The organism is Janthinobacterium sp. FW305-128, assembly GCF_020858135.1.
Classification (GTDB): domain Bacteria; phylum Pseudomonadota; class Gammaproteobacteria; order Burkholderiales; family Burkholderiaceae_D; genus Janthinobacterium.
Map to the genome: position 1 here is coordinate 1 of NZ_JACYMK010000004.1, position 23,819 is coordinate 23,819.

Consider the following 23,819-nt stretch of genomic DNA (forward strand, 5'->3'; position numbering starts at 1 on the left):
AGGTCGCACTTGTTCAGGAACACGATGATGTATGGAACGCCAACTTGGCGGGCCAGCAGGATGTGTTCGCGGGTCTGCGGCATTGGGCCGTCAGCTGCGGAGCACACCAGGATCGCGCCGTCCATCTGGGCTGCACCGGTAATCATGTTTTTGATGTAATCGGCGTGGCCTGGGCAGTCAACGTGCGCGTAGTGACGCGTTTCCGTTTCGTACTCGACGTGGGCGGTGTTAATCGTGATACCGCGCGCTTTTTCTTCTGGTGCTGCATCGATCTGGTCGTATGCTTTAGCTTCGCCGCCGAATTTCTTCGACAGAACCGTTGCGATTGCAGCGGTCAGCGTGGTTTTACCGTGGTCGACGTGGCCGATGGTGCCGACGTTGACGTGCGGCTTGGTCCGTTCGAATTTACCTTTTGCCATTTTGAACTCCTAATGATTTGATTAGATTGCTCAGGCACACGCCCGACGGTCTGGTTTGAATTGCTTCTGTGCTGCCTGCTGCGAATTCTGGTGCCCTTGACGTGGATCGAACACGTGGCCTCTCCCTTACCAAGGGAGTGCTCTACCACTGAGCTACAAGGGCTGTAATTTGTTGCATGCGATGCATCAAGCATCTGAACGGAAACTGGAGCGGGTGAAGGGAATCGAACCCTCGTCGTAAGCTTGGAAGGCTTCTGCTCTACCATTGAGCTACACCCGCGAGGTATCGTTCACTTTATCTTCACTTGCTTTTTGCTACTACCCAGTTTTCCTTGCAAAAACTTGGTGGAGGGGGCTGGATTCGAACCAGCGTACTCATAGAGAACAGATTTACAGTCTGTCGCCTTTAACCACTCGGCCACCCCTCCGCGGGAACCGCAGAGTATGAAGCATCTACTCACAACTGTCAACCTTATTTACTGATGCCTGACTGCTGCATTTGCGTATAAAGAAGAAGTTGGCTGCTTCGGGGCGTGATTATAAGCTCCCGATTTGAGAATGTGCAAGGGTTGGCGCGAAAAAGTCAGCTTTTTTCGTATTTTTTTTATCGCCCCTGCCGGCAAGCCGCATTTTTTCGTCATTTGCCCCGCATTTCCCCGCTTACCTTGCGTCAGGCGGATGCATCCAGGCATTGCCCAAGGGCTTGTATTTACGCAACAACTGCTGATGCAGGCCCGACAGCACGGGCAATTTGGGATTGCGCGGGTCCAGGCGGCGCACGCCGGCGATAAAAGTCAGCGCCTGCTGCCCCATGCGCTCATCCCAGCCCTCGTGCTCCAGGCATTTCAGCACGGCCACGGCCGCATTGAAGACCACCTGCGGATTGTCGGGCAGGCGCGTGACGGCCTCGCCCATCAGATCGACGGCGCCGCGGAAATCGCCCTCGCCCGCACGGGCTGCCCCGGCAGCCACCATGTCGGCCACTTCCTGGCGGCTTTGCCGCGCCAATGCCTTGGCCAGTTCCTCGCGCCCCGCCTGTTCGAACACGGCCATGGCGCGCGTCATGGCCGCGCTGTCGGGCGCATTGCGCATGACTTCGCGCATCACCTCGGCCGCGCCATCCTCGCGCCCGTGCGCCAGGCAGTGGCGCGCCAGCTCCGTTTTCAGCGTATTCGAGCTGCCCACGCTGTGACGGTTGGCGGCCAGGGCCGCGTCGAGCGATTGCTGCAGGCGCTCCTCGTTGCCCGTATGCGCATGCAGCATGGCGCTGCACAGGGCGCTGCACAGTTCCGCATTCTTTTGCCCGCCCATCGATTTGTCGAGGTCGCGGATCACGGCGCCCGCCTGCAAGGGATCTCCCTTGCGCACCAGGGTCTGCACCAGGCGCACATGGTCTTCCGGATCGCGGAATTCCGAATATTTGGCCTTGCTGACCACCAGTTTCAGGGATTTTTCCGCCATGTCGATATCGTCGGCCGCCAGGGCCGCCTCGCCCAGGCGGCGCAAGCGGCGCACGGCATGCGGCGACAGGGCCACCGCTTCGCTCAAGGCCGCCTGCGCCAGTTCCGGCTTGCCTTGCGCCATATGTGTGCGCGCCAGCCAGTCATAGGCGTCGAGAAAACGCTTGTTGTTTTCCAGCAGCCCTTCCAGGGTGCCCTGCGCCGCTTCGTACTCGCCCAGCAGGAACTGCGTCTTGGCCTGCCCCAGGCGCGCCCAGCCGATGGACTTGCTTTCGTATAAGGCTGTGTAGATCGGTTCGGCATCGGCCGCCTCGCCCAGCAGCAAATGCAGCTCCGCGCGCAGGCGCAGGAAATCCGTGGCGTAACGGGGGTACAGGCTGGCGCCCTCGGTGCAGGCGGCGATCGCCGCGCGCTCATTGCCCACGTCGATCAGTTCGTACACGGGCACGAAGGCATTGCGCTTGTCGAGCGCGCGGGCTATGCGCTCGAGCATGTTGTCAGCGGTAAATGGCTTGAGGATGTAATCGGTGGGCAACAGCTCGACGGCGCTGACCACCTTGGCGAAGCTGCCTTCGCCCGTGACCATGAAGAACATGGTCGACGCGTGCATCAATTTATGGTGGCGCAAGTCTTCCAGCATCTGCTGGCCATCCTGCCCGCCGCCGAGGTCGTATTCGCACAGGATCAGATCATACGATTTGCTGCCCAGCATGCGGATCGCCTGGCCCGAGCTGGCCGCGTCGTCGATCTTCGCCAGACCGCACAGGTTGAGCATATTGTGCAGGCTGGCGCGCATGCCCGGATGCGGCTCGATGATCAGTGCGCTAAGGCCCTTGAGTTCTTTCATGTCGTGATGTCCGAAAACTCCGCGGCGCGCCACACCGGTGCGTGGCGCCGGCCAGCATGAGGCTGCCGAGTATATGACGGCGCCGCGCGCAAGGGAATGGGGCCGTGCCGAAAAACGCCAACGAAGTTGCTGCTCAAGCGGTGGCGCGCTCCGGATGCCACAGTTGCGGCTCGTTGTCGATCAGATCCAGCAGCGCCGCCACCACTTCCGGATCGAACTGGCTGCCGCTGCGCTGTTCGATGTATTCGCGCACCTGCGGATACGGCCACGGCTCCTTGTACGGCCGCTCATGCAGCAAGGCATCGAAGACGTCGACCACGGCAACGATGCGCGCGGCCAAGGGAATGTCGCGTCCCTTCAGGCCGTTCGGATAGCCGGCGCCGTCGAAATGTTCATGGTGGCCGCCCGCAATCTGCGCGCCATACGTGAGGTAGCTGACGCCGTCGACCATGTTGGCGGCACGCTCGAGGATGGTGCGCCCGACGCTGGCGTGCAGCTGCATCTGCACCCGCTCCTCGTCCGTATGCCGGCCCGGCTTGAGCAGCACGGCGTCCGGCGTGGCCACCTTGCCCACGTCGTGCAGGATGCTGGCCAGGCCGATCATGTCGAGCAGCTGCGGCGTGAGCTCGTCGGCATACACCCCGCGCTGCTGGATGCGCAGGGCGATGGCGTCGGACAGCTGCTGCACGCGCCGCACGTGGCCGCCCGTGTCGCTGTCGCGGAACTCGGCCAGGTCGGCCAGCGCCACGACGGTCGCTTCCTGCGCCTTGCGCAGCTGGCCGAACATGTACAGGTTGTCGAAGGCGGCCGCGATACGCTGGCAAAACACTTCCAGCAGATCGCGCTGGATCTGCGCCAGCGGCCACGGCGGCGTGACGGAAATGGCCAGCTCGCGGTTGCCTTCCGTGTGGATGAACAGCACATTGGCCGGATGCTCGAACTGGCTGCGTTTTTCCGCGAACGCCTTGTCGATGGTGGGCGTGAGCGCGTGGTCGGCCGGCATGGCTTCCGCCTCGGCCAGCACGGCATAGGTGCCCGTGGCGGCGACCACCTCGGGCCGCCCCGCGCCGCCCTGCATCAGGCACAGCACGCCGTCGGCGCCCACGTCGAGGATGGCGCTAACCTGGTTGAGCACGCCGGAAGCGAATTCGCGCAAGGAATGGATCTGGTACAGATTGGTGGCGCCGGCGAGGATCTTGCCCAGGCCGATGCGACTGCGCTCGAGCATCATCAGGCTCTCGTAGGCGCGCAAGGCCGAGATAACGGTCGTAAACAGCTTTTGCGTCGTCAGCTCCGTCTTGGCCTTGTAATCGTTGATATCGTATTCGATGATGACGCGTTGCTCGGGCGCCTGGCCCGGCTGCCCCGTGCGCAGCACGACGCGCACGATGGAGTTGTTCAGGTCGGCGCGGATGCGCTTGGCGAGGATCAGGCCGGCGTCATCCGTTTCCATCACCACGTCGAGCAGCACCAGCGCGATATCGGGCGTGTCGCGCAGGATCTCGTACCCCTCGCGGCCGCTGTAGGCGGAAAACAGTTCCAGTTCGCGGCCCTTGAAGCTGACATTGCGCAGCGCCAGCCGCGTGACCGCATGCACATCGACGTCGTCATCGACGATCAGCACACGCCACAGGCGCTGGTCGGGCGCGGCCAACCCGGCTGGACTGGCCACCGGCTCATCTTCGTCGAGCAGCCAGTTATCATCTGCATCGGCTTTGAGGTCGGTCATGAATACTCCTAAGGGATAAGTTCGATGTGGACGCTGCGTTGACGCATATCAAGCATAATCAGATTAGATGCTGCTTACAACAGGATTCTGCGTACCACCCTCTCCCGCGGCAGGCGCCGGTATCGAGGCGCCGCTGCGCGTAGTACCGCCGCAATTGTCCTGGCCTGGCCCGACGGCCTGGTAGCGCACTTCGTATTTGCCCGCGCTGAGCTGCTCCACGGTCAGCTTGTCATTGGCCAGGATATACAGGTAGCGCACATTCGAGCGCCGCTCCTGGTCATACAGCTTGACGAAGACGGGCGCCGTATTGCTGCTGTTATCGATGGTTAAACTCAGTTCATCGCCCTTGTTGCCGATCGGGAAGCCATCGACATAGCCGGACCGCGCCGGCCAAGGCTCGCCATTCGGCGCCACCAGCCCCGCCGACTCGGCCTGGCTGGCGCCATCGCAGGCGGGCCGGCTGGCTTTCAGACTCAGCTGCGCCACGGCCAGCACGCGGATCTCGGGCGCCTTCGCTTGCGCGGGCTCGGCCGCATACGGCTTGCCCACGGCCCAGCTATCGATAGCCACCGCCTCGTTTTTTGCCGGCGGCGTAGCTGCGCTCTCCGCCGTTGCCGTGTCCGGGTGCACCCTGGCGCCATCGCGGGCCAGCCCGCTCCAGGCCGACGCCAGCGCGGCAGGCACGGGCGGCGAGGTATCGAGCATCAGCAAGGCGCCCAGCCAGCCCAGCAGCAGGCAGACAAGCAAACTCAGCCACCAGCGCCAGTTGCGCCAGATGGGCAGCGCCCCACTCCGCGGCTTGCCCTTCGGCGGCGGCACATCCTGCGCCCAGGTGTGCTCATGCGATTGGGCATGGCCTTTCGCGCGGCCATCGCGGCTCTTGCCTTCTTCGTGGTGGGTGCTTTCCAGCCATTCGATTTCCCACTCCTCGGCGGCGATCCATTCGTCGTGTTCCTTGCGGCGTTGCGGATCGGACAAGGTGCCATAGGCGCTGTTGAGGATGGCCATGATGCGGGCGGCCTTTTCGTCGCCGGGATTCTTGTCGGGGTGGTATTTCTGGCTGAGGGCTTTATACGCGGCACGTATGACTTCCTGCGGCGCCAGGCGCGCCACTTTCAGGTTGTCATAGTGTGTATGTATCTTTCCCATCGTTCTATCTTGAAATCGGTGCGCGGCGACGGGTTCTTGCAGGATGGAACCGTGCTGTGTCGGTCATCATATACGATATGACAAGATAATAACCACCGGCGGACCGGAAATTACAGGGCGGTACGGCCCTGCCTTGATATTGACCGCGCTTACAGGCGGTGACTGCGGTCACTGGACAACAGCGCTTCCGGCAACGCCACCTGGTGCCCCACCGCCAGCACCTTGAACAATTCGCCCATCTCGGCCGGCGACACCAGCTTTTGCACGGCGCTGGCCTGCGGCAGGTAGGTCTTGACCTGCTCGGGGTCGGTGCGCAGCAGCAAGTCGCCGATACCGGAGCCCAGCAGGAAGGACGCCTGGTTCATGTATGCGAGCACATCGAGGCCCGCATCCTGCGCCGCCACCGCCATGGCCGTAAAATCCACGTGAGCCGTGATGTCCTGCAAACCGGGCAGATAAAACGGTTCCGCGTGGGCATGGTGGCGGTAATGGCACATCAGGGTGCCCGTGGCGCGCAAGTCCAGATAATACTCGTGCGCAGGAAAACCGTAATCGAACAGCACGGCCGCGCCGCCCTTGCCATTGGTCAGCATGCGCGCCAGCGAGCGCATGAAGCCGCAGGCCACGCCATGAATTTCTGTGACATAGCCGACCGGCAAGTCATCGGCGTCCGGCACCTGGGCGGCGATCTGCGCGGCCACGTCGGCGCCGGCAGGGCGTTCGACAAACACGAACTGGCCGTCGGCAATGCTGACGTCGAGTTCGCACCAGCCGGCGGGTGTCTTGCTGATCAGGTTGACGGGCATGGCGTCGAGCACTTCATTGCCGAACACGGCGCCTTCAAAACTGTCGGGAAAGCCGTCGAGCCACACCACCTGCGGGAAGCCGGCCAGCGCCAGCTCCTGGCGCGCGCGCAATTCGCCGGACAATTCGACGATCGCATACTGTTCGATAGCGATGCCGGCATTCGCCGCTTCCGTCAGGATATCGAAAGCCAGCTTGCCCGTGCCGGCGCCGAATTCGAGGATGCGCGGGGCCGTTTGCGCCATAATAGCGGCTGCCACATGGGCCAGCGTGGCGCCGAACAGGGGCGAAATCTCCGGCGCGGTTGTAAAATCGCCATCTTTGCCCAGCTTGGCGGCGCCGCCGCTGTAATAGCCGAGGTCAGGCGCGTACAGCGCCAGCTCCATGAAGCGGACAAAAGGAATGGCGCCGTCATTGCGCGCGATTTCGGCGGCAATCTGGTGCTGCAAGGCATGGGACGCGGCCAGCGCGTCGCTATCGGGTGCGGGAAGAGACATTCCCGCATTGTAGCGAATCGGCGGCGCATGCCGCCAGTGTGGCGTCCACCGAATATCTCAACCATAGCAAAGACATGACTGAAGCAACGACAACGCCCTTCGACAGCATTCCCCGCGTCGCCCTTGTCACGGGCGCGGCGCGCCGCATCGGCCGCGCCATCGCGCTGGGCCTGGCGCGCGACGGCTGGGATATCGCCGTCCACTACCGCGACTCGCGCGATGAAGCGCTCAGCCTGGTGGCGGACATCACGGCGCTGGGCCGCCGCGCGCAAGCATTCCCTTGCGACCTGGCGCAGGAAGACGCCGTGCGCCAGCTGCTGCCGCAGGCACAGGCGGCGCTGGGACCCGTCACTTGCGTAGTCAACAACGCATCGTTGTTTGAATACGACAATGCGGGCGATTTTTCCTTCGCCGCCCTGGACGCCCACATGCACGCCAACCTGGCCGCCCCCATCCTGCTGGCGCAAGCGCTGTACCATGCCACCCCGGCAGGCGGGCAAGCCGTGGTCATCAACTTGCTGGACCAAAAACTGTACAATCTCAATCCTGATTTTTTGTCGTACACCCTGTCCAAGGCGGCGCTGCTGTCGGCGACCACCATGCTGGCCCAGGCGCTGGCGCCGAAAGTGCGCGTGGTGGGTATTGCCCCCGGCATCACCATGGTCTCCGGCGAGCAGACGGCAGCGAACTTTGCCAAGGCGCATGAAAACACGCCGCTAGGACGCTCCAGCACGCCCGAAGATGTGGCCGACAGCGTCTGTTACGTGGCCGGCGCGCGCGCGCTGACGGGCACGACCCTGCTGGTCGATGGCGGCCAGCATTTGATCGGCTTGCCGCGCGACGTCATGTTTTTGACCAAATAATCAGCAGCCCTGCCAAACAACCCGCATTCAGCATTCCCGAAAAGGTAAAACTATGTCGTCCGCCCTGTCCCACCCTCGCCTGCTTGATTGCCGCCGGCTGTTCCTGCGCAATTACGAAGTCCTCATCAACATCGGCGTCTACGACTTCGAAAAAAAGGGCGAGCAGCGCGTCCTCATCAACGTCGACCTGTACATTCCCCTGGCCCTGTCGACGCCCAAGGATGACCAGCTGGAAGAGGTGGTCGATTACGACTTCATGCGCGAAACCATCGCCAGGCGCATGGCGCAAGGCCACGTGCAGCTGCAGGAAAGCCTGGTCGACGACGTGCTCGCCGCCATGCTGGCCCACCCGCGCGTGCGCGCCGCGCGCGTGTCGAGCATGAAACCGGACGTGTATCCCGACTGCGAAGGCGTGGGCGTGGAAGTATTCAAGATCAAGGATGAAGCATGAACAACATGAGCAACACCGCCGTGCTGGAAACGACGACGACGGCCGTGGAATTCCCGGCCAATGTGGAAGCGCAGAAACTGGCGCGCAAGAAGGCGGAAAAGATCGCCCTGGAAAACAACAAGCTGCACAAGCGCCTGTGCCGCCTGGTCGGCCAGGCCATCGGCGACTTCAACATGATCGAAGACGGCGACAAGGTAATGGTGTGCCTGTCGGGCGGCAAGGATAGCTATGCCCTGCTGGACATCCTGATGACCTTGCGCGAGCGTGCGCCGATTCACTTCGATATCGTCGCCGTCAACCTGGATCAGAAGCAGCCGAACTTCCCGCCGGAAATCCTGCCCGCCTACCTGACGGAACTGGGCGTGGCCTTCCATATCGAAAACCAGGATACCTACAGCATCGTCAAACGCCTGATCCCGGAAGGCAAGACGACTTGCTCGCTGTGCTCGCGCCTGCGCCGCGGCATCCTGTACCGCGTGGCCGACGAGCTGGGCGCCAACAAGATCGCCCTGGGCCACCACCGCGATGATATTTTGGAAACGTTCTTCCTGAATATGTTCTTCGGCGGCAAACTGAAAGGCATGCCGGCCAAGCTGCAATCGGACGACGGCAAGCACATCGTCATCCGCCCGATGGCGTATGTGAAGGAAGAAGACACGCAGCGCTATGCGGAAGTCAAGGGCTTCCCCATCATTCCATGCGATTTGTGCGGTTCGCAGGAAAACCTGCAGCGCAAGCAGATCAAGGGCTTGATGCGCGAATGGGACAAGAAATTCCCGGGCCGCGTGGAAAGCATCTTCTCGGCCCTGTCGAACGTGGCGCCATCGCACCTGATGGATCCGAAGCTGTTCGGCTTCAAGGACTTGAAGGCGGACGGCGTGGCCAACCCCATGGGCGACATCGCCTTCGACGAAGAGCCGTGCTCGACGCCGACCACGTTCGGCACGATTCCGCTGCAAGCGCTGTAATCGGCTGTTCTCAGCCCGTGTTGTTTCGCCGCCACCGCCCAGGTGGCGGCGCCCCGCCTCTTTCCCCCTCCCCTCATTTGCTGTACCGTAGGTAACTCTGCCGGTACGCGGTGTGTCACGCGCACGTCCCTGCCCGGCGGTCAGCACGCATTCTTCCGACAACCTCACTGGAATGAACCATGACGCCATCCGCACTCAAGCGCCCCCTGCTGTTCTCCCTGCTGGCCCTCAGCCTCGCCACCGCCTCTGCCGCTCCTGCGCCAGCCCCCGCTCAGACCGACAAACAGGCCGACCGCTGGGATTTGACGGCGCTGTATCAAAACGACGCCGCATTCGACGCCGACGCGAAAAAACTGTCGGCCCAGCTGCAGCAACTGGGCGGCTGCAAGGGGCAGCTGGGAGGCTCGCCGGCCCGCCTGAAAAGCTGCCTGGACCTGTACGCCGATGCGCGCAAGCGCGTCAACACGCTGTATACCTATGCGGCGCAGTATTACGACCAGGATACGGGCGACAGCAAGGGCAACCAGCTGAACCAGCGCGCCGCCCTGCTGGGCAACGAGTTCACCCAGGCGGCGACCTTTTTACAGCCGGAAATCCTCGCCCTGGGCAGCAAGCGCATCGATGCCATGCTGGCGAAAGACAAGGGCTTGCAGCTGTACCGCTTTCAATTGAGTAACATGCTGCGCAGCGCGCCGCACACGCTCGACGCGGCCGGCGAACAGCTGGTGGCGCAGTTCGGCCTGGCAACAAGCTCGGCCGCCAGCGTCTACCGCACCCTGGCCAACGCGGAAATCCCGTGGCCGACCGTCACACTGTCGGACGGCAAGCAAGTGCGCCTCGACCAGGCGGCGTACACGAAATACCGGGGCGATGACAACCGCGCCGACCGCAAGCGGGTGTTCGACGCCTTCTTCGGCAAGTGGAAAGAGTACGAACGCACGTTCGGCGAAACCCTGTACGGCCAGCTGAAAACGGATGCCGCGTATGCCAAGGTGCGCCGTTACGCCGATTCGCAAAGCGCCGCGCTCGATGCCGACAACTTGCCGCCGGCCGTCTACCAGACCCTGATCGCGCAAACCAACGCCAACCTGCCCACCCTGCACCGCTACTTCAAGCTGCGCGCGCGCATGCTGGGCATCAAGGACCTGGCGTACTACGACGTGTATGCGCCGCTGCTGAAAAGCGAGCGCACCTTCCCGCTGCCCGAAGGCAAGCAGATGATGCTCGCTTCCGCCGCGCCGCTGGGCCCCGACTACGTCAAGGCGCTCACTGCCGCCGTGGACGCGCGCTGGATGGATGTGTATCCGCGTCCGCGCAAGGTGGCGGGCGCCTACATGAATGGCGACGCGTATGACGTGCATCCGTTCGTGCTGCTCAATTACACGGACAATTATGAAGCCGTCAGCACCCTGACGCACGAATGGGGCCACGCCATGCACTCGGTGCTGGCCAACAAGGCGCAGCCGTCGATCTATGCGCCGTACAGCATCTTTGTCGCGGAAATCGCCTCGACCACGAACGAGGCGCTGCTGCTCGACGCGCGCCTGAAGCAGGCCAAGGATGACGACGAGCGCCTGCTGTACCTGGGCGCGGCGCTGGAAAACCTGCGCGGCACCTTCTTCCGCCAATCCATGTTCGCCGAATTCGAGGCGGCCATCCACGGCAAGGTGGACAAGGGAGCGTCGCTGACGGGCGAAGAAATCACGGCCATCTATGCCGATATCCTCAAGCGCTACCACGGCGAAGCGCAGGGCGTCATGACCATCGACCCCGCCTACGCGCTGGAATGGGCGTATGTGCCGCATTTCTATCACGGCTTCTATGTGTTCCAGTACGCCACCTCGATCGCGGCGGCGCAGGATTTCGCACAGCGCATCCTCGACAAGGAACCGGGCGCGCTGGCCGCCTACCTGAAGATGCTCAGTGCGGGCGGCTCGGCCTACCCCTACGATCTGGTGAAGGCGGCCGGCGTCGACCTGGCCTCGCCGAAACCGTACCAGGCGCTGGCGGCGCGCATGAACGGCATCATGGACCAGATCGAGGCGATTGAAGCGAAGCGGGGGAAGTAAGCCGGGACGAGGCGTAGGAGGCGTAGGTCGGCTTAGCGCAAAGCGCGTAAGCCGACACCACCACGTTCAGCGCCAACAATGTTGTCGGATTACGCGCTTGCGCGCTAATCCGACCTACCATTTTCTGCTTGCTCCGAGGCAAACGCGGCCGCATCGCTCTCGAACATGTCTTCCAGCTCCTCGCGCGCCTGGCGCGTGAGGGACATGACTTTTTGCTGGTCCTGGAAGTGCGGCGCCACTTCCAGCAAAGTTTTCAGGTTATGCCGGCCGAAGATGCCGGCCGCGCGCTGCGCCCGCTCGGCGCTGAAGCCCACCTGCTGCAAGGTCTGCTCGCCCAGCAACAGGGCCGCGGCAAACGTCTCGCGCTCGATCAGGGTCACGCCCCGCTTCATCAATTCATAGTAATGCGTGACGTTGCGCGCGCGCGCCAGGATCGTCAGCTCGGGCAGGCGCAGGCGCACGGCGTCGACCAGGGCCAGGCTGTCGTCCACATTGTCGATGGCGATCACCAGCGCCTTCGCCTTCTCGATGCCGGCCGCCACCAGCAGGTCCACGCGCGTGGCGTCGCCATAAAACACCTTGAAGCCGAACTTGCGCAGCAGTTCGATCTGATCCGGGTCGTGGTCGAGCACCGTCACGCCGATCTTGTTGGCCGCCAGCAGGCGGCCGATGATCTGGCCGAAGCGGCCGAAGCCGGCGATGACGATGGGGTTGTCCTGCGCCTCGATATGGTCGTCGGGACGGCGCTTCTTCTCGCTTTGCAGGCGCGGCGCGACGAATTTGTCGTGCGCCAGCAGCAGCAAGGGCGTGGCCACCATCGACAGGGTCACCACCACGACCAGCAGCGCGGCCGTCTGCGGCGCAAACACATGCGCGGCCTCGGCGGCGGCAAACACGACGAAAGCGAATTCGCCCCCCTGCGACAGCAGCAGCGCAAAAAACAGCTGCTGGCCGCGGGGAATGTCGAAAAACTTCGACAACACATACAGCAAGCCGATCTTGACTACCAGCAGCCCCGCCACCAGGGCCAGGATCAGCAGCGGCTGGGCGCGCAGCACGCCGAAATCGACGGACATGCCCACGGCGATGAAGAACAGGCCCAGCAGCAAACCCTTGAACGGTTCCAGGTCGGAAATGAGTTCATGCCGGTATTCGGAATCGGCCAGCAGCACGCCCGCCATGAAGGTGCCCAGCGCCATCGACAAGCCCACCGATTCCATCAGCACGCAGATGGCGATCACCAGCAGCAGGGCAAAGGCCGTGAAGATTTCGCGCAAGTCCGTTTTGGCGATGAAGCGCAGGATGGGGTTCACCAGGAAGCGCCCGCCGATCACCAGGGCGGCCAGCACGGCGGCCAGCTTGGCCACGCGCAGCCAGCCCGGTTCGCCGCTATGCGTGACCAGGCCGCCCAAGAGCGGCACCAGCGCGATCATGGGAATGGCGGCGATATCCTGGAACAGCAAGATGGAAAAGCCGGCGGAACCGGCCGGCGTACTCATCAGCTTGCGTTCGCCCAGGGTGGCCAGCACGATGGCCGTCGACGACAGCGACAGCCCCAGCGCACCGACCAGCGCCGTGCGCCAGTCCACGCCGAAGGCCATGGCCACGGCGCACAAGCCCGCGCTGACGACGCCCACCTGCGCCCCGCCCCAGCCGAAGATGGGCCGGCGCAGCAGCCACAATCGCCTGGGCTCGAGCTCCAGTCCGATCAAAAACAGCAGCAGCACCACGCCGAACTCGGAAAAGCTGAGAATCACCTCGACATTCTTGATCAGGCCCAGGCCCCACGGTCCGATGACGACGCCGGCCACCAGATAACCGAGCACGGCGCCCATGCCCAGACGCTTGGCCAGCGGCACCATGATGATGGCGGCGACCAGGTAAAACAGTATGTTGATGAGAAAGCTGTGGTGTTCCATGCGGATTCCGGGCGGATGTGTGGATGAAACGACATCATGCCTGAAGTGGCGCGCCCGCGTGAAGTGGCTGCTCCGCCACGCCGGCTATTTGCGCGCGGCCACCCGCGCCCGCAGCGCGTCGAACATTTTCGGGATGCTGTCGCGGCTCATGCTGTCGACGATCCAGCCCAGGCCCATCGGCACCGGGCCCGGATCCGTGTACACCTGGTACCTGACGGCGGCAGCGCCCGCATCGAGCGGATCCGGCGACAGCTGCCAGTAGCCGCTGGTGTCGGCGATGGTGTCCTCCACCTTCAGTCCCTCCATCGGCACCAGCTTCCAGGCCAGGCTGCAGCTGGCGTCGAGCACCTTGGGCGTCATTCTCAGGCGGTATTGCTTGATTTTTCCCATCGGCAGCTTGAGCGTGACGTCGACCAGCGAGGCGCCGCCGCCGGCGGCCGTCACCTTGATCTTGTCCACGTTCGGCATGAACTGCGGATAGCCGGCGAAATCCTGGATGGCCGCGCAGACGGTGGCCACGCTGGCCGGCATGCTGGTCGTGGCGGCAAAGGTCTTGCCGGGCATGCCGGCTTTGCTGACATCGCGCACATCGAGCGCAGGCGTGGCCGCCAGGGTGGCCAGCGGATAACAGGCGGAACAGGCGGCCAGTGCGAACAGCAGGGTCTTCATGGTTTTTCCTGTTCGATCTGTGCGCGCAGCGCCGCCACGTCGACGCGCTTGAGGTAGCTTTCGATATTTTTCCACACGGCGTGATAGCCGTAACCGCCATTTTTCAACTCGTCGATCGCCTTCGCGCGCGGCCAGCCCTGGTACAGCATGCGGTACATGGCGGCCATCAGGCCCGTGCGGTCGGCGCCGTGCAGGCAGTGCAGCAGCACGGGTCCCTGCTGTTCGGCGGCGCGGATGCTGCGCATGGTCTCGATCACATGCTTGTCGCGGATGGCCCAGGTATTGATGGGAATGCGGACGGCGCGGATGCCGCTGCCATCGAGCACCTGCGTGTCGGAGTGGAAGGAGCGCAGGCTGATCACCGTCTTCACGCCCAGCGTCTGCAGCTGGGCCACGTCGGCGCTGTCGAGCTTTGCGCTGCGGTACAGGACGGGGGTGACCTGGTGCAGGTTCGACACGTGCGGCAGCGGCGTCGCCCACTCGGCATTGCGCTCGGGCGCCCCGGGCGCTTGCGCGCCGGCGGAACCGGCCGCCAGGGCCAGGAATAGCAGCAAAAGATGCGGCAAGGGCGATAAGGTCATGACTTCCTCTTGTATGAAAACCACAGCAGCACGCCAGCCAGCAGCAGCGATACCCAGTAGTCGGTCGGCGCCCACCACAGCCAGTGCTTGTGCCAGGCGATGTGGGCCGGATTGAAGTGCGCCACGCCATAGGCGGGATTGAGCACGAACCACAGATAATCCTCGATGATCCAGAACAGCATGATGCAGCCGATGGCGCGGCACTCGAGGCGCGGCGACCATTGCGCCAGAAAGAGCATGGGGAAATGGAAGAACAGGGCAATGAAGGGAAACACCCAGGCATGGTAGCCCGTCATCGGCCGCCCGCCCCAGAAGATATCGAGCAGCCAATGGCTTTCGATGCGCCAGGTGGGCAGGTTCGCGGCCCAGCCGGCCGCCCCTTCGATCTGGATTTCCACCTGCGCGAAGAATAGTCCCAGCAGGGCCACCCAGGCCAGCGTCAGGGCGATCTGCCAGGGTTTTGCCACGGCGCCCGTCACGCCGGCTCCGGCGTCACGCTCGGCGCCAGCACCTGCGCCAGCACGTCGATGGCGGCGCGCGGACGGCCCAGGGCCAGCGCTTTTGCGCGCATCGCTTGCAACTGCTCCGGATGATCGAGCAACAGGCGCACGCGGTATTCGAGGGTGACGGCATCGAATGCCTTCAGGGCCACGCCCTGCTCCAGCAGATAGTCGGCATTGCGCTCTTCCTGCCCGGGAATCGACGAGTTGACGATCATGGGCAAGCCCAGGGCCAGGCATTCGGACGTGGTCAACCCGCCCGGCTTGGTGATCACCAGATCGGCGCACGCCATCAGGCGCTCGACTTCGCTGGTAAAGCCTTGCGCCAGCAGACGGCCCGGATACTGGCCGGCCAGCGCCTGCAGCGCCGCCAGTGCGGCCGCGTTTTTCCCTGCCAGCACGATCAGCTGGAAGTCGCCCGGCAAGGCCAGCAGGCGCGCGGCGACCGTTTCAAGGCTGCCCAGTCCCGCTCCGCCGCCCATCAGCAGAATCGTCGTGCGCCGCGGGTCGAGGCCAAACGCCTGCGCGCACTGCGCACGACCGGGCGCCTGCGCAAAGGCGGGCATGATGGGGATGCCCGTCACGTGGATGCGCTCGGCGGGGATGCCTTCGTGGCGCATGCGGAACGCCACTTCGTCGGTGGCGGCAAAATAGCCCTGCATTTGCTCATGCACCCACATGCGGTGCAAGTCGAAATCGGTGACCTGTACCCACACCGGGCAGGCCAGTTGCTGCTGGCGCAGCGCGCGCGACAGCAGTTCGGCCGGCAGGAAATGCGTGCAGATGATCGCATCGGGCTGGAAGGCGGCGATCTGCGCCATCAGCGCGCGCGTGTTGAGGCGCTCGACGGCGCGACGCAATCGCTGCATCGAGCTGTCGCGCGGCGCGTCGTGGGTGGCATGGTACAGATAGCCCCACAGCGCGGGCGCCTTGTTGACCAGCTTGATATAAAAATCCGTATACAGCTTGCGGAATGCGGGCGTGACGAAATCCATCACGTCGAGATGGCTGGCGACGGTGTGCTGCTCCAGGCCGGCATATGCCTCGATGGCTTGCGCCGCGCGCAGGTGGCCGGCGCCGGCCGAAACGCTCAACAAGAGAATTTTTTTCTGTTTTTTTTCTGTCATGGGGAAACCGGTGAATGGAACAGCTGGCCGCTGGCGCGGAAGATCGAAAGAATAACATTTCCCCAATTGAATCTGATTGATCGTGCGCATCTCGTTACTGCCGTGCGCGCTAGCGTGGGATGGCAAACGGCAAGGCCGACACTTTCCAGCTGCCTTTGAGCTTGCGCTCCATCAAGGCCGGCAAGGTGCTGGCGCCGGGCGCGCCTTTCTTTGTGTACGCCACCGGCACCAGCAGATAGATGGTGACCTTGTCATCGTCGGCAACGTCGTCTTCCTCCGGCTCGGGGTTCCAGCGCTTGTCGATGGCCAGCAGCGCATCGACGCCGTCCGGCCACGCCAGGTCCGCCAGATAAGGATCGTCGCGCCGCAGCAGCTCGCCCGCCGCCAGGCTGGCCTGGTCGAGCGTGCGCCGTCCCAGGCGTGCCAGCAGCGCCACGGGAAAGCGCCATGGGCTGTGCTCCGCGAAGCCGTGTACGGTCAGCGGCCAGCGCGTCGGCAGGCAGACGGCCAGTTCGGTCATCGGCGATTGCTGGAACAGGCCAACCGTAAACAACAGCTTGAATTCGCGCTTGCCGCCGATGCAGCTGATCCCCAGCGAAAAGCGCGCGTCGCCGCTGTCCGGGCTGAACACCGCTGGCAATACCCAGCCGGCGCTATGGTGCATGAAGGTGCGGATGACATCCTGCGGCGAGGCGGCCGCTTGCTGCGGCACGTCGAGTATGCTGACGCCGCCGGCGGTGGCGAGCATCTGGACGATAGCGGGAAAGCCCCAGCCGGCGGCGATATCGACCGGCGCCTGGTTCCAGCGCGTATGCAGGCGGTTCGGATTGGCGCCCCGCTGCAGCAGCAGGGCAACCACGTCCTGATGGCCGTCCACACAGGCGCTGTCCAGCGGCGACAAGATATTGTCCGGCAAGCCATCGACGGCGGCGCCATGGTCGAGCAGCCAGCGGCAGGTGTCGACGTGGCCATGGCCGGCCGCCTCGCTCAGCGGCGTATGGTTGCGGTAACCGGGCAACGGCAAATCGATGTCCATGCCCAGCGACACGAGCAGGGCGCAGACCTCGCGGCTGCCGCTGGCCGCGGCCAGATGCAGCAACGATTCGCCGTCATCCATGTTGTAGCGGCGCAAGGTCGAGAGCAGCGGCGTGGCCTCGAGCAGGCTGCGCACCTGCTCCACCTGATTCTCGCCCACGGCGTCGCAGACGCGAAAAAACGCTTCCCGGTGCTGGTTGTACAGTGTGCTGTGACCCATTCTTCGTCTCTGCTCGTGGTGGCGGCGCCCTCATCGTGCGGAGAATAGCATTTTCTTTCGATTAATCTACGCGATTTGACAACTTCGGTGTGCGCGCAGGCGGCGATGCCATGCCGGCCGGCGCGACATCCGTGCGCAGCACCGGATACAGGTTCAGACGCTCATCCCAGGAAGCATGGCGGCGGGCGAAGAACTCCAGGCGCGCGGCCGGGCTTTTTGCAAACGCGGGGTCGCTGGCCAGCTTTTCGTGGAACTGCGCCGCCAGCGCCGGATCGGCCGCCAGCTGCGCACGGGCCACATCTTCGGCCACGTATTCTTCCATGTATTCCTTGCGCTCGAAGGCCGTATTGAAACTGCCCCAGGCCAGCAGCGAGTCGGGCGCGCGCGGCTCGAGCAGGGCCACGACCAGGCGCGCCTTGGCCTGGTTGACGGGCACGTACAGCGCACCTGCACCGACCGGACGCTCCTCTTTCTGCCACTCGCCCTGCACGGCCGCCGTCTGGCGCCCCTCGAACGACTGCGCGCCGAATTTCACCTGCGTGGCGCGGAAGGTTTCGACGGGCAGCGTGCCGGGCGCGGTGGCCAGCACCTGGTACGACACGCCATGCTGGCGCAGCTTGGCCGCCACCATCTGCGCCTGCGCGGCGGGCACGAGGTAGCCGGCCTTGGGCGCAGCCTGCTGCAGGTCGGGCACGATCTCGTCGCGCAGGGGCACGTTCCAGATCTGCGGCGTGGTTTCATCGTAGCGCGTCATCAGCGCGCCCGACACCTCGGATGGCGTGCGCGTGTAGGCGTAGCCGCGAAACGCGATCATGCGGCTCTTGTCCGTCGTTTTATACGTGAGCGGCAAGGTGGCGCCGGCCAGCTGCGCGGCGCGCGCGTCCGCCTCGAGCGCCGTTTGCCGCCACTGCGCGCCATGCTGCGCCACTTGCGACAGCAGCGAAACGATGGTGTTGCGCGTGATGCGCACGCGGGTCGGATAGTCCTTCCACGAATGGGTTTCCACCAGCATGCCGAAGCGGTTGCGCAGCTGGAAATAGCCATGCGAGAAGCGCGGATTCGGCGCCGAATCGACAAAGCCCGATTGCGGATTGTCGTTCTCGGCAAACGAAATATAGAACGGTTTCGGGTCCGAGCCCTGCCTGGCCAGGTCGGCCAGGACCTGATCGCGCAAGGCCGTGCCGGCCACGCGCAGGGCCGCGTCGCCCGCATGCACGGGTTCGACCTGGATCGAGATATCGGGTTCGAACTGCGCGCCATCGGTGACGTGCAAGTCGACATAGGCCAGCGGATCCCAGGCGTTCACCAGCGCCAGCATGTGCTGCATCTCGGGCGTATCGGCCTTCATGTATTCGCGGTTCAGATTGTAGTTTTGCGCCGTGCTGCGCCAGCCCATTTCCACGGGGCCGCGCTGGTTCGGACGGTTCCACGCACCGAAGCGCTCATGGCCGTCGACATTGAAGACGGGCACGAACAGCAGCACTTGTTTATCCAGCGCGCCGGGCGCCGCCTTGCCCTCCAAGACTTCGCGCAAGGCCAGGAAACCGGCATCCTTGCCATCGATTTCGCCCGCATGGATGCCGCCCTGCACCAGCAGCACGGGCAGCTTGCGGCGCGCCGCCTCGGCCGGCGTCAGCGCGCCCGTGTTGGAGACGGCCAGCGCCAGCATGGGGCGGTTTTCCGGCGTGCGGCCAAATTCCACGCAGCGCACCTGCTTCGGATAGCGCGCCTGGAACTGGCGGCACAGGGCTTCCACTTCCGCATAGCGGCCGGTGCTGACAAAGCCCGAGCGTTCGGCCACCGTGGTCAACGGCGCGCCGGCTTGGGCGGGAGAGGCAAAGACGGACAATATGGCGGCGGACAGCAGGGCGAGGCGTAGCATGGGGGAGGCTCCAGCGGGCAGATGGGAAGCGGGGGATTATATGGCTAAATAAGCGAAAAAAATAAAAGCCAGGATAGCAATATGCGCTCCCGGCTTTTCTATTTACCTCCAACACCGCAAAGGCTGGGGTCAGACCCTCAATGCCGCTGACTCAGAGACTTGCGCCAACGTTCGCGGGGGTCTGACCCCGGGTTTCAGCTACCGAAGTGGTAATTGAATTCGACCCATCCCTGGCGTCCCTGCGGGCTGTAGCTGCCCACCGGATAGTACGGCCAGCCGCCGCTGTCGTCGCGCTTGATCTTGTCGAATACGTTGTTGACGATCAGCGACAACGTGGCGCGGTCGTTGATGCGGTACACGGTGCTGATATTGGCCAGCGCCGTCGGCGTCAGATAGGCCTTGCCGGCGGCGTTCGGGATCTTGCTGTAGCGGCTGACCAGCAAGGTGTTCGACCAGTCGCCAGCGCTCCAGTTCACGCTCAGGTTGAGCTTATCGCGCCAGTCCGAATTGTTCAGCGATTTGAGCTCGTCGATCTCTTCGTCGCCGACGAATTGCTGCGATTTATTGCTCAGCACCTTGGCGTAGTTGGCCTTGAAGGCAAAGCGGCCATAGTCCGTCGTGCGCAGCAAATACTTGACGCTGATGTCGATGCCGCTGCTGCTCTGCTTGGCCGCGTTGATCGGATTGACGGTGATGGTCTTGATCTCGCCGGCACGGTTCAGCGCATTGGCGGCAAAGCGCTCGACGCGGCCCAGGGTATCGACGCAGGTCGGCGAGTTGATGTCGGTCTTGCCCAGGCGGCAATCGGCTTCATCGCGCAGTATCTTGTCGGAGCTCAGGTTGGTTACCAGGTCGTCGATCTTGATATTCCAGTAGTCGACCGAGACGTCGAAATTGGATGTCGGCGACCAGACGGCGCCCACGCCGAACGACTTGCCCTTCTCCGACTGCAGATCCTTGCTGCCGTTCTGCACATAGTCGGCGCCCGGCGATTTGTTCGCGTAGTCGCAATCATCGATGGCCTGCCCGGCGACGCCGCAGCGGTAATAGTCGGTGGTGCTCGAGTAGTAACCGGTGCCGCGCGCCTTGTAGATGTAGTTCATGTCCGGCGCGCGGAAGCTGGTGGCGTAGTTGGCGCGGAACAGCAGCTCCGGCGCGGGACGCAGTTCCAGGCCGCCGTTATAGGTGAACTTGCCGTCATGGCGGCCGGCAAAGCTGTAGCGGTCGTAGCGGCCGGCCAGGGTGCCGGTCAGCTTTTCATGCAGCGGCAGGTTCACTTCCGCCCCCAGCGCATAGCGGGTGCGCGTGCCGGCCGTGATGTCGGACTTGGTGGCGACGTTGAAGTAACCTTCGTTCAGGCGCGCGTCGGGCACGTTGCTGAAGCCCTGCTTGCCCACTTCGGCGATGGTGGCGATCTTCGCCACGCCAGCGGGAAGCTGGAACAGGTCGCCGTTGGTAGCCAGGCTCAGGGTATTCGTCCAGGCCTTGTCGTCGCTGTCGGAATTGCCCGTGATGCTGTCGAATTCGGCCGCCGTCACCCGGCGCGACAGGCGGGCCGGATCCGGCGCGTAGACCGGCACGCCGGCGGCATCGGTGCCCAGTTTCGGACCCAGGAAGAAGCTGTCGATATTGGCCAGCGCGCGCGGCGTGTGGCTTTCGCTCTTGTACACAGAGGCATTGTAATTGGCTTCGTATTGCCAGCTGCTGGTGCCCGGCACGCGGCCCTTGGCACCCAGCGAGATGGCCGTGGCCAGGTCGTCCCACTTGCGGTTGTAGCGCTCCACGCCGCCCATTTCCTCGGGCGAGATATAACGCGTCCACGCTTCGTAGCGATCGGTATTCTGGTTGCGGAAATAGCTGCTGCCCGTCGACGACGACGTCCACGTAGGGCCGCGCGTGTTGTTCTCGGTCGAGTTCTTGCCGATCAGGAAGTCGGCGAACAAGGTCGTTTCCGGCGACAGCTCATAGTTGGCGCTGCCGAACACGTTCTGACTGCGGTTCTTGGTTTGCGTGGTCCAGTAAGTGGGGCCCACTTTCGGGCTGGCGCAATAGCTGCCGTTCTTCGCCTGATACTTGACGGTGCTGCCGCCGAACAGGTCGCCGAACTGCGTGCAGGTGTCGCCCAGGTCCACATAGGTGCCGGAAGACCCCGCCTTTACCACGCGACGCGACGCGATATTCGTCGGCGTGCCCGAGCGGGTGGCCATGAAGTCGCGCTGCAGGCTCGACAGCGGATCGCGCTGGCTCAGCTCCACACTGAACAAGGTATGCAGCTTGTCGAAATTGCCGCCGCCCGTCAGCTGCACGCGCTGGTTGCCGGCGCCGCCGCGCGTGGTGCCGCCCGCCTTGACGTTGATATCGAAACCTTCCGTCTGCTTTTTCAGGATGACGTTGACCACGCCGGCGATCGCGTCGGAACCATAGATGGCCGAGGCGCCGCCGTTGAGGATCTCGATGCGGTCGACAATGCTCGACGGGATATTCGCCAGGTTGGTGAAGTTGACCGTGCCTTCGTAGGCGACGGGGAAGTCGGCCAGGCGGCGGCCATTGAGCAGGATCAGGGTGTGGTTCGGACCGAGGCCGCGCAAGCTGATGGTATTGGCTGACGGCGTAAACGTGTTGCCGAAGTCCTCGCCTTGCGTAAAGCCGCTGTTCTGTACCTGATTGGTCAGCGCATCGAAGACGTTCTTGTACCCTTGCTTGGTGATTTCATCGCCCGTCAGGATGGTGACGGACGATGGTCCCTCCAGGCTGGCGCGGGGAATCCGCGAACCGGTGACCACGACGGCTGGCGGGGTGGCCGCCGGCTGCTGATCCGCTGCGGGCGCTTGCGTCTGCGCGTGCGCCTGCCATGCGGAACCGCCAAGGATGGCCAGTACGGCTACGGTGAGCGGTGGTAACTTGAATTGTATAGGCATCTTTGCGCTTCTCAAGGTTAGGGAGAAGGCAAAAGATATCAAGATGCCAGCAATTACAGAACGAATGGATTCGTCTTTCTATATATCATAATTGTTATATAGAAATATTTATGAGAAGAAAGATGCCCCACCCTCATCCAGGAAGGGGGGCAACATGGGGGTTTTATCATTTCAATATAGCAATTTCCTTGTAGGGCGGGCGCAGCAGCCGTGCCGCCGTGTCGGCCGGACTCGCCGTCGAACTCAACAGTCTGATCGCGCCCGTGGCCGGGGTACAGCTGCCGCTGCCGCGGTAGCGCAACGCCGCCGCCAGCATGGCTTCGGCAGGATCGCCCAGCGCGTGCTGGTAATCGTCCGTCACGTCGCACGTTGGCGCCATGCCATCGGCAAAGTCTCCAAAGCCCTTGGCGTTGACACCCTGGAACTGCACGGCGAAATACGTGGTGCCACAATTCGGCGTGGGATAGAAACCATAGGGCTTGCCGCACGTCGTGCCGCCGATCAGGTTGACCTGCACGTCGACGCCGCGCAAGCCGTTGATGATGGCTTCGCTGGCCGAACAGGTATTGCCCGTCGTCAGCAAGGTCACGCGCTTGAGGCCCAGCGAAGGCAAAGGCGTGCCCTTGGGCAAGGGATTCGGCCCGGCAAAGCCCTGGCTTTGCGTGTGGAATGGCACGGGCGCTTCCGGCCGCGTCTTGTCATTGGCCAGCACCTGCTCGAAGGTCTTGCCGGTGGTGACTTGCGGACCGGCAATCATGTAGGCGAGCTCGCTGGCGACATCGAGATAGCCGCCGCCGTTGTAGCGCACGTCAAGCACCAGGTCGCTGATGCCGGCCGCCTGGAAGCGGCGCATGGTCTCGACCAGCTGGCGTTCGGCCACGTTGTTGTGGGTGTTGAAGGTCAGGTAGCCCACCTTGCCCGTGGGCGTGTCGATGATGCGCTCGTTTTGCACGGCGCTCGTGCTCACTTCCACCGCCTGCAGGTTCGCCGAGAGGGGCGAGCCATTGCGGCTGAACGCCAGCGTGTGCGTGCCTTGCGCTGCAGGGAACAGGCCGGCGTTAATGATCTTCACGCTGGCAGCGTCGGGGGCATTGACGAAATCGGTGCCATCGACGGTTTGCAGCTCATCGCCGCGGCGCAAGCCCGCCAGGTCGGCCGGCGAGCCTGGCTCGACGATCGAGATCACGGCCTTGCGCGGCGGCGTGGTGCGCGTCAGCGCCAGCAACATGCCGTAACCGAGCTCCACGCCGTTGAGCGAGGCTTCCCATTCGGCCGTCGTATACGTGAAATGGAACTGGTCCTTCGGCTTGCCGGACGCCGTCGTGGCCGTTGTTTTGAGCACATCGAAATACGCCTTGGCCGTGGAAAAGCTTTGCGGCAGGTAGGTGGTCGGCACTTCGCGGTACCACAGATACGTTTCATCGATCCAGCTGCGCACCCACGTCTGCTCATCGAGCAAGCTGCCCGGCTTGTCGATGCTGCTGCCGCTGCGCGGCGCCTCGCAACGGTTCGCCACCGTGGAGGAGGCAACCAGCGCCGTCGGCCCTGTCGGTGTCACGGGCGGGACGACGGGCGCGCTGTCGCTGCTGCCGCCTCCGCCCCCGCCGCAGGCACTCAACACACATACGAGGGAAACAGCGAGGGAGCCAAGTCGCAGGGAATGCATGAGAAACTTTCCATAAAGAAATTATCGAAAAATTATAATGCGTTTC

The 23,819-nt window shown here is 63.6% G+C and carries 18 protein-coding genes and 3 tRNA genes; 4 read left to right on the forward strand and 17 right to left on the reverse strand.

Annotation, left to right across the window (positions count from 1 at the left end; translation table 11 throughout):
- From IGS60_RS09840 to IGS60_RS09875, 8 genes are all read right to left on the reverse strand, one after another.
- Positions 1–419, reverse strand: a 419-nt coding sequence (locus IGS60_RS09840; RefSeq protein WP_230504087.1) for a GTP-binding protein, incomplete at its 3' end; no start/stop codon positions are given.
- Between the two features lie 88 nt (positions 420–507).
- Positions 508–582 (reverse strand) — tRNA-Thr (locus IGS60_RS09845).
- 43 nt (positions 583–625) lie between these two features.
- Positions 626–699, reverse strand: a tRNA-Gly gene (locus IGS60_RS09850).
- A 63-nt stretch (positions 700–762) separates the two neighbouring features.
- A tRNA-Tyr gene (locus IGS60_RS09855) sits at positions 763–847 on the reverse strand.
- Between the two features lie 232 nt (positions 848–1,079).
- The gene (locus IGS60_RS09860; RefSeq protein WP_230504090.1) at positions 1,080–2,726 is read right to left on the reverse strand and encodes a tetratricopeptide repeat-containing response regulator; all 1,647 of its coding nucleotides are present in this window, start codon (positions 2,724–2,726) and stop codon (positions 1,080–1,082) included.
- 133 nt (positions 2,727–2,859) lie between these two features.
- A complete protein-coding gene (locus IGS60_RS09865) occupies positions 2,860–4,455 on the reverse strand; it encodes a DUF3369 domain-containing protein (protein ID WP_070220797.1) in 1,596 nt (531 codons plus the stop codon).
- Between the two features lie 63 nt (positions 4,456–4,518).
- Positions 4,519–5,604: a J domain-containing protein gene (locus tag IGS60_RS09870; protein WP_230504092.1), complete on the reverse strand. Its 1,086-nt coding sequence runs from the start codon at positions 5,602–5,604 to the stop codon at positions 4,519–4,521.
- Between the two features lie 149 nt (positions 5,605–5,753).
- Positions 5,754–6,905, reverse strand: a complete 1,152-nt coding sequence (locus IGS60_RS09875) for a class I SAM-dependent methyltransferase (RefSeq protein ID WP_230504094.1) — start codon at positions 6,903–6,905, stop codon at positions 5,754–5,756.
- Positions 6,906–6,979: 74 nt separating this feature from the next.
- On the opposite strand from IGS60_RS09875, the gene IGS60_RS09880 reads away from it, so the two are divergent.
- The 4 genes from IGS60_RS09880 (at position 6,980) to pepF (ending at position 11,256) form a co-directional block, all read left to right on the forward strand.
- Entirely contained in the window at positions 6,980–7,768 is a 789-nt protein-coding gene (locus tag IGS60_RS09880) for an SDR family oxidoreductase (protein ID WP_070220803.1), read from the forward strand.
- 52 nt (positions 7,769–7,820) lie between these two features.
- On the forward strand, positions 7,821–8,219 hold the full coding sequence (locus IGS60_RS09885; protein ID WP_070220805.1) for a dihydroneopterin aldolase: 399 nt from the start codon (positions 7,821–7,823) through the stop codon (positions 8,217–8,219).
- Positions 8,216–9,187: a tRNA 2-thiocytidine(32) synthetase TtcA gene (gene ttcA / locus IGS60_RS09890; protein ID WP_083287425.1), complete on the forward strand. Its 972-nt coding sequence runs from the start codon at positions 8,216–8,218 to the stop codon at positions 9,185–9,187. Before IGS60_RS09885 ends, ttcA begins: the two co-directional genes overlap by 4 nt.
- Positions 9,188–9,366: 179 nt before the next feature.
- The gene (gene pepF / locus IGS60_RS09895) at positions 9,367–11,256 is read left to right on the forward strand and encodes an oligoendopeptidase F (protein ID WP_230504096.1); all 1,890 of its coding nucleotides are present in this window, start codon (positions 9,367–9,369) and stop codon (positions 11,254–11,256) included.
- Positions 11,257–11,360: 104 nt separating this feature from the next.
- Here pepF and kefC read toward each other — a convergent pair whose 3' ends face one another.
- From kefC to IGS60_RS09940, 9 genes are all read right to left on the reverse strand, one after another.
- A complete protein-coding gene (kefC, locus tag IGS60_RS09900; protein WP_230504098.1) occupies positions 11,361–13,175 on the reverse strand; it encodes a glutathione-regulated potassium-efflux system protein KefC in 1,815 nt (604 codons plus the stop codon).
- A gap of 84 nt (positions 13,176–13,259) precedes the next feature.
- Complete coding sequence (locus tag IGS60_RS09905) at positions 13,260–13,844, reverse strand: SRPBCC family protein (RefSeq protein ID WP_230504100.1); 585 nt, start codon at positions 13,842–13,844, stop codon at positions 13,260–13,262.
- Complete coding sequence (locus tag IGS60_RS09910) at positions 13,841–14,425, reverse strand: dual specificity protein phosphatase family protein (protein ID WP_070220812.1); 585 nt, start codon at positions 14,423–14,425, stop codon at positions 13,841–13,843. The genes IGS60_RS09905 and IGS60_RS09910 overlap by 4 nt, the downstream gene beginning before the upstream one ends.
- On the reverse strand, positions 14,422–14,892 hold the full coding sequence (locus tag IGS60_RS09915) for a hypothetical protein (RefSeq protein ID WP_230504102.1): 471 nt from the start codon (positions 14,890–14,892) through the stop codon (positions 14,422–14,424). The genes IGS60_RS09910 and IGS60_RS09915 overlap by 4 nt, the downstream gene beginning before the upstream one ends.
- A gap of 8 nt (positions 14,893–14,900) precedes the next feature.
- On the reverse strand, positions 14,901–16,052 hold the full coding sequence (locus IGS60_RS09920; protein ID WP_230504104.1) for a glycosyltransferase: 1,152 nt from the start codon (positions 16,050–16,052) through the stop codon (positions 14,901–14,903).
- Positions 16,053–16,161: 109 nt separating this feature from the next.
- Positions 16,162–17,307, reverse strand: coding sequence for an ankyrin repeat domain-containing protein (locus IGS60_RS09925; RefSeq protein WP_230504106.1), 1,146 nt, complete (start codon positions 17,305–17,307; stop codon positions 16,162–16,164).
- A gap of 61 nt (positions 17,308–17,368) precedes the next feature.
- Positions 17,369–19,189 (reverse strand): M14 family metallopeptidase, encoded by a 1,821-nt coding sequence (locus tag IGS60_RS09930; RefSeq protein WP_230504108.1) that lies wholly within the window; start codon positions 19,187–19,189, stop codon positions 17,369–17,371.
- Between the two features lie 194 nt (positions 19,190–19,383).
- Complete coding sequence (locus IGS60_RS09935) at positions 19,384–22,107, reverse strand: TonB-dependent siderophore receptor (RefSeq protein WP_230504110.1); 2,724 nt, start codon at positions 22,105–22,107, stop codon at positions 19,384–19,386.
- Positions 22,108–22,273: 166 nt separating this feature from the next.
- Positions 22,274–23,773, reverse strand: coding sequence for a S41 family peptidase (locus IGS60_RS09940; protein ID WP_230504112.1), 1,500 nt, complete (start codon positions 23,771–23,773; stop codon positions 22,274–22,276).
- Positions 23,774–23,819 lie beyond the last annotated feature (46 nt).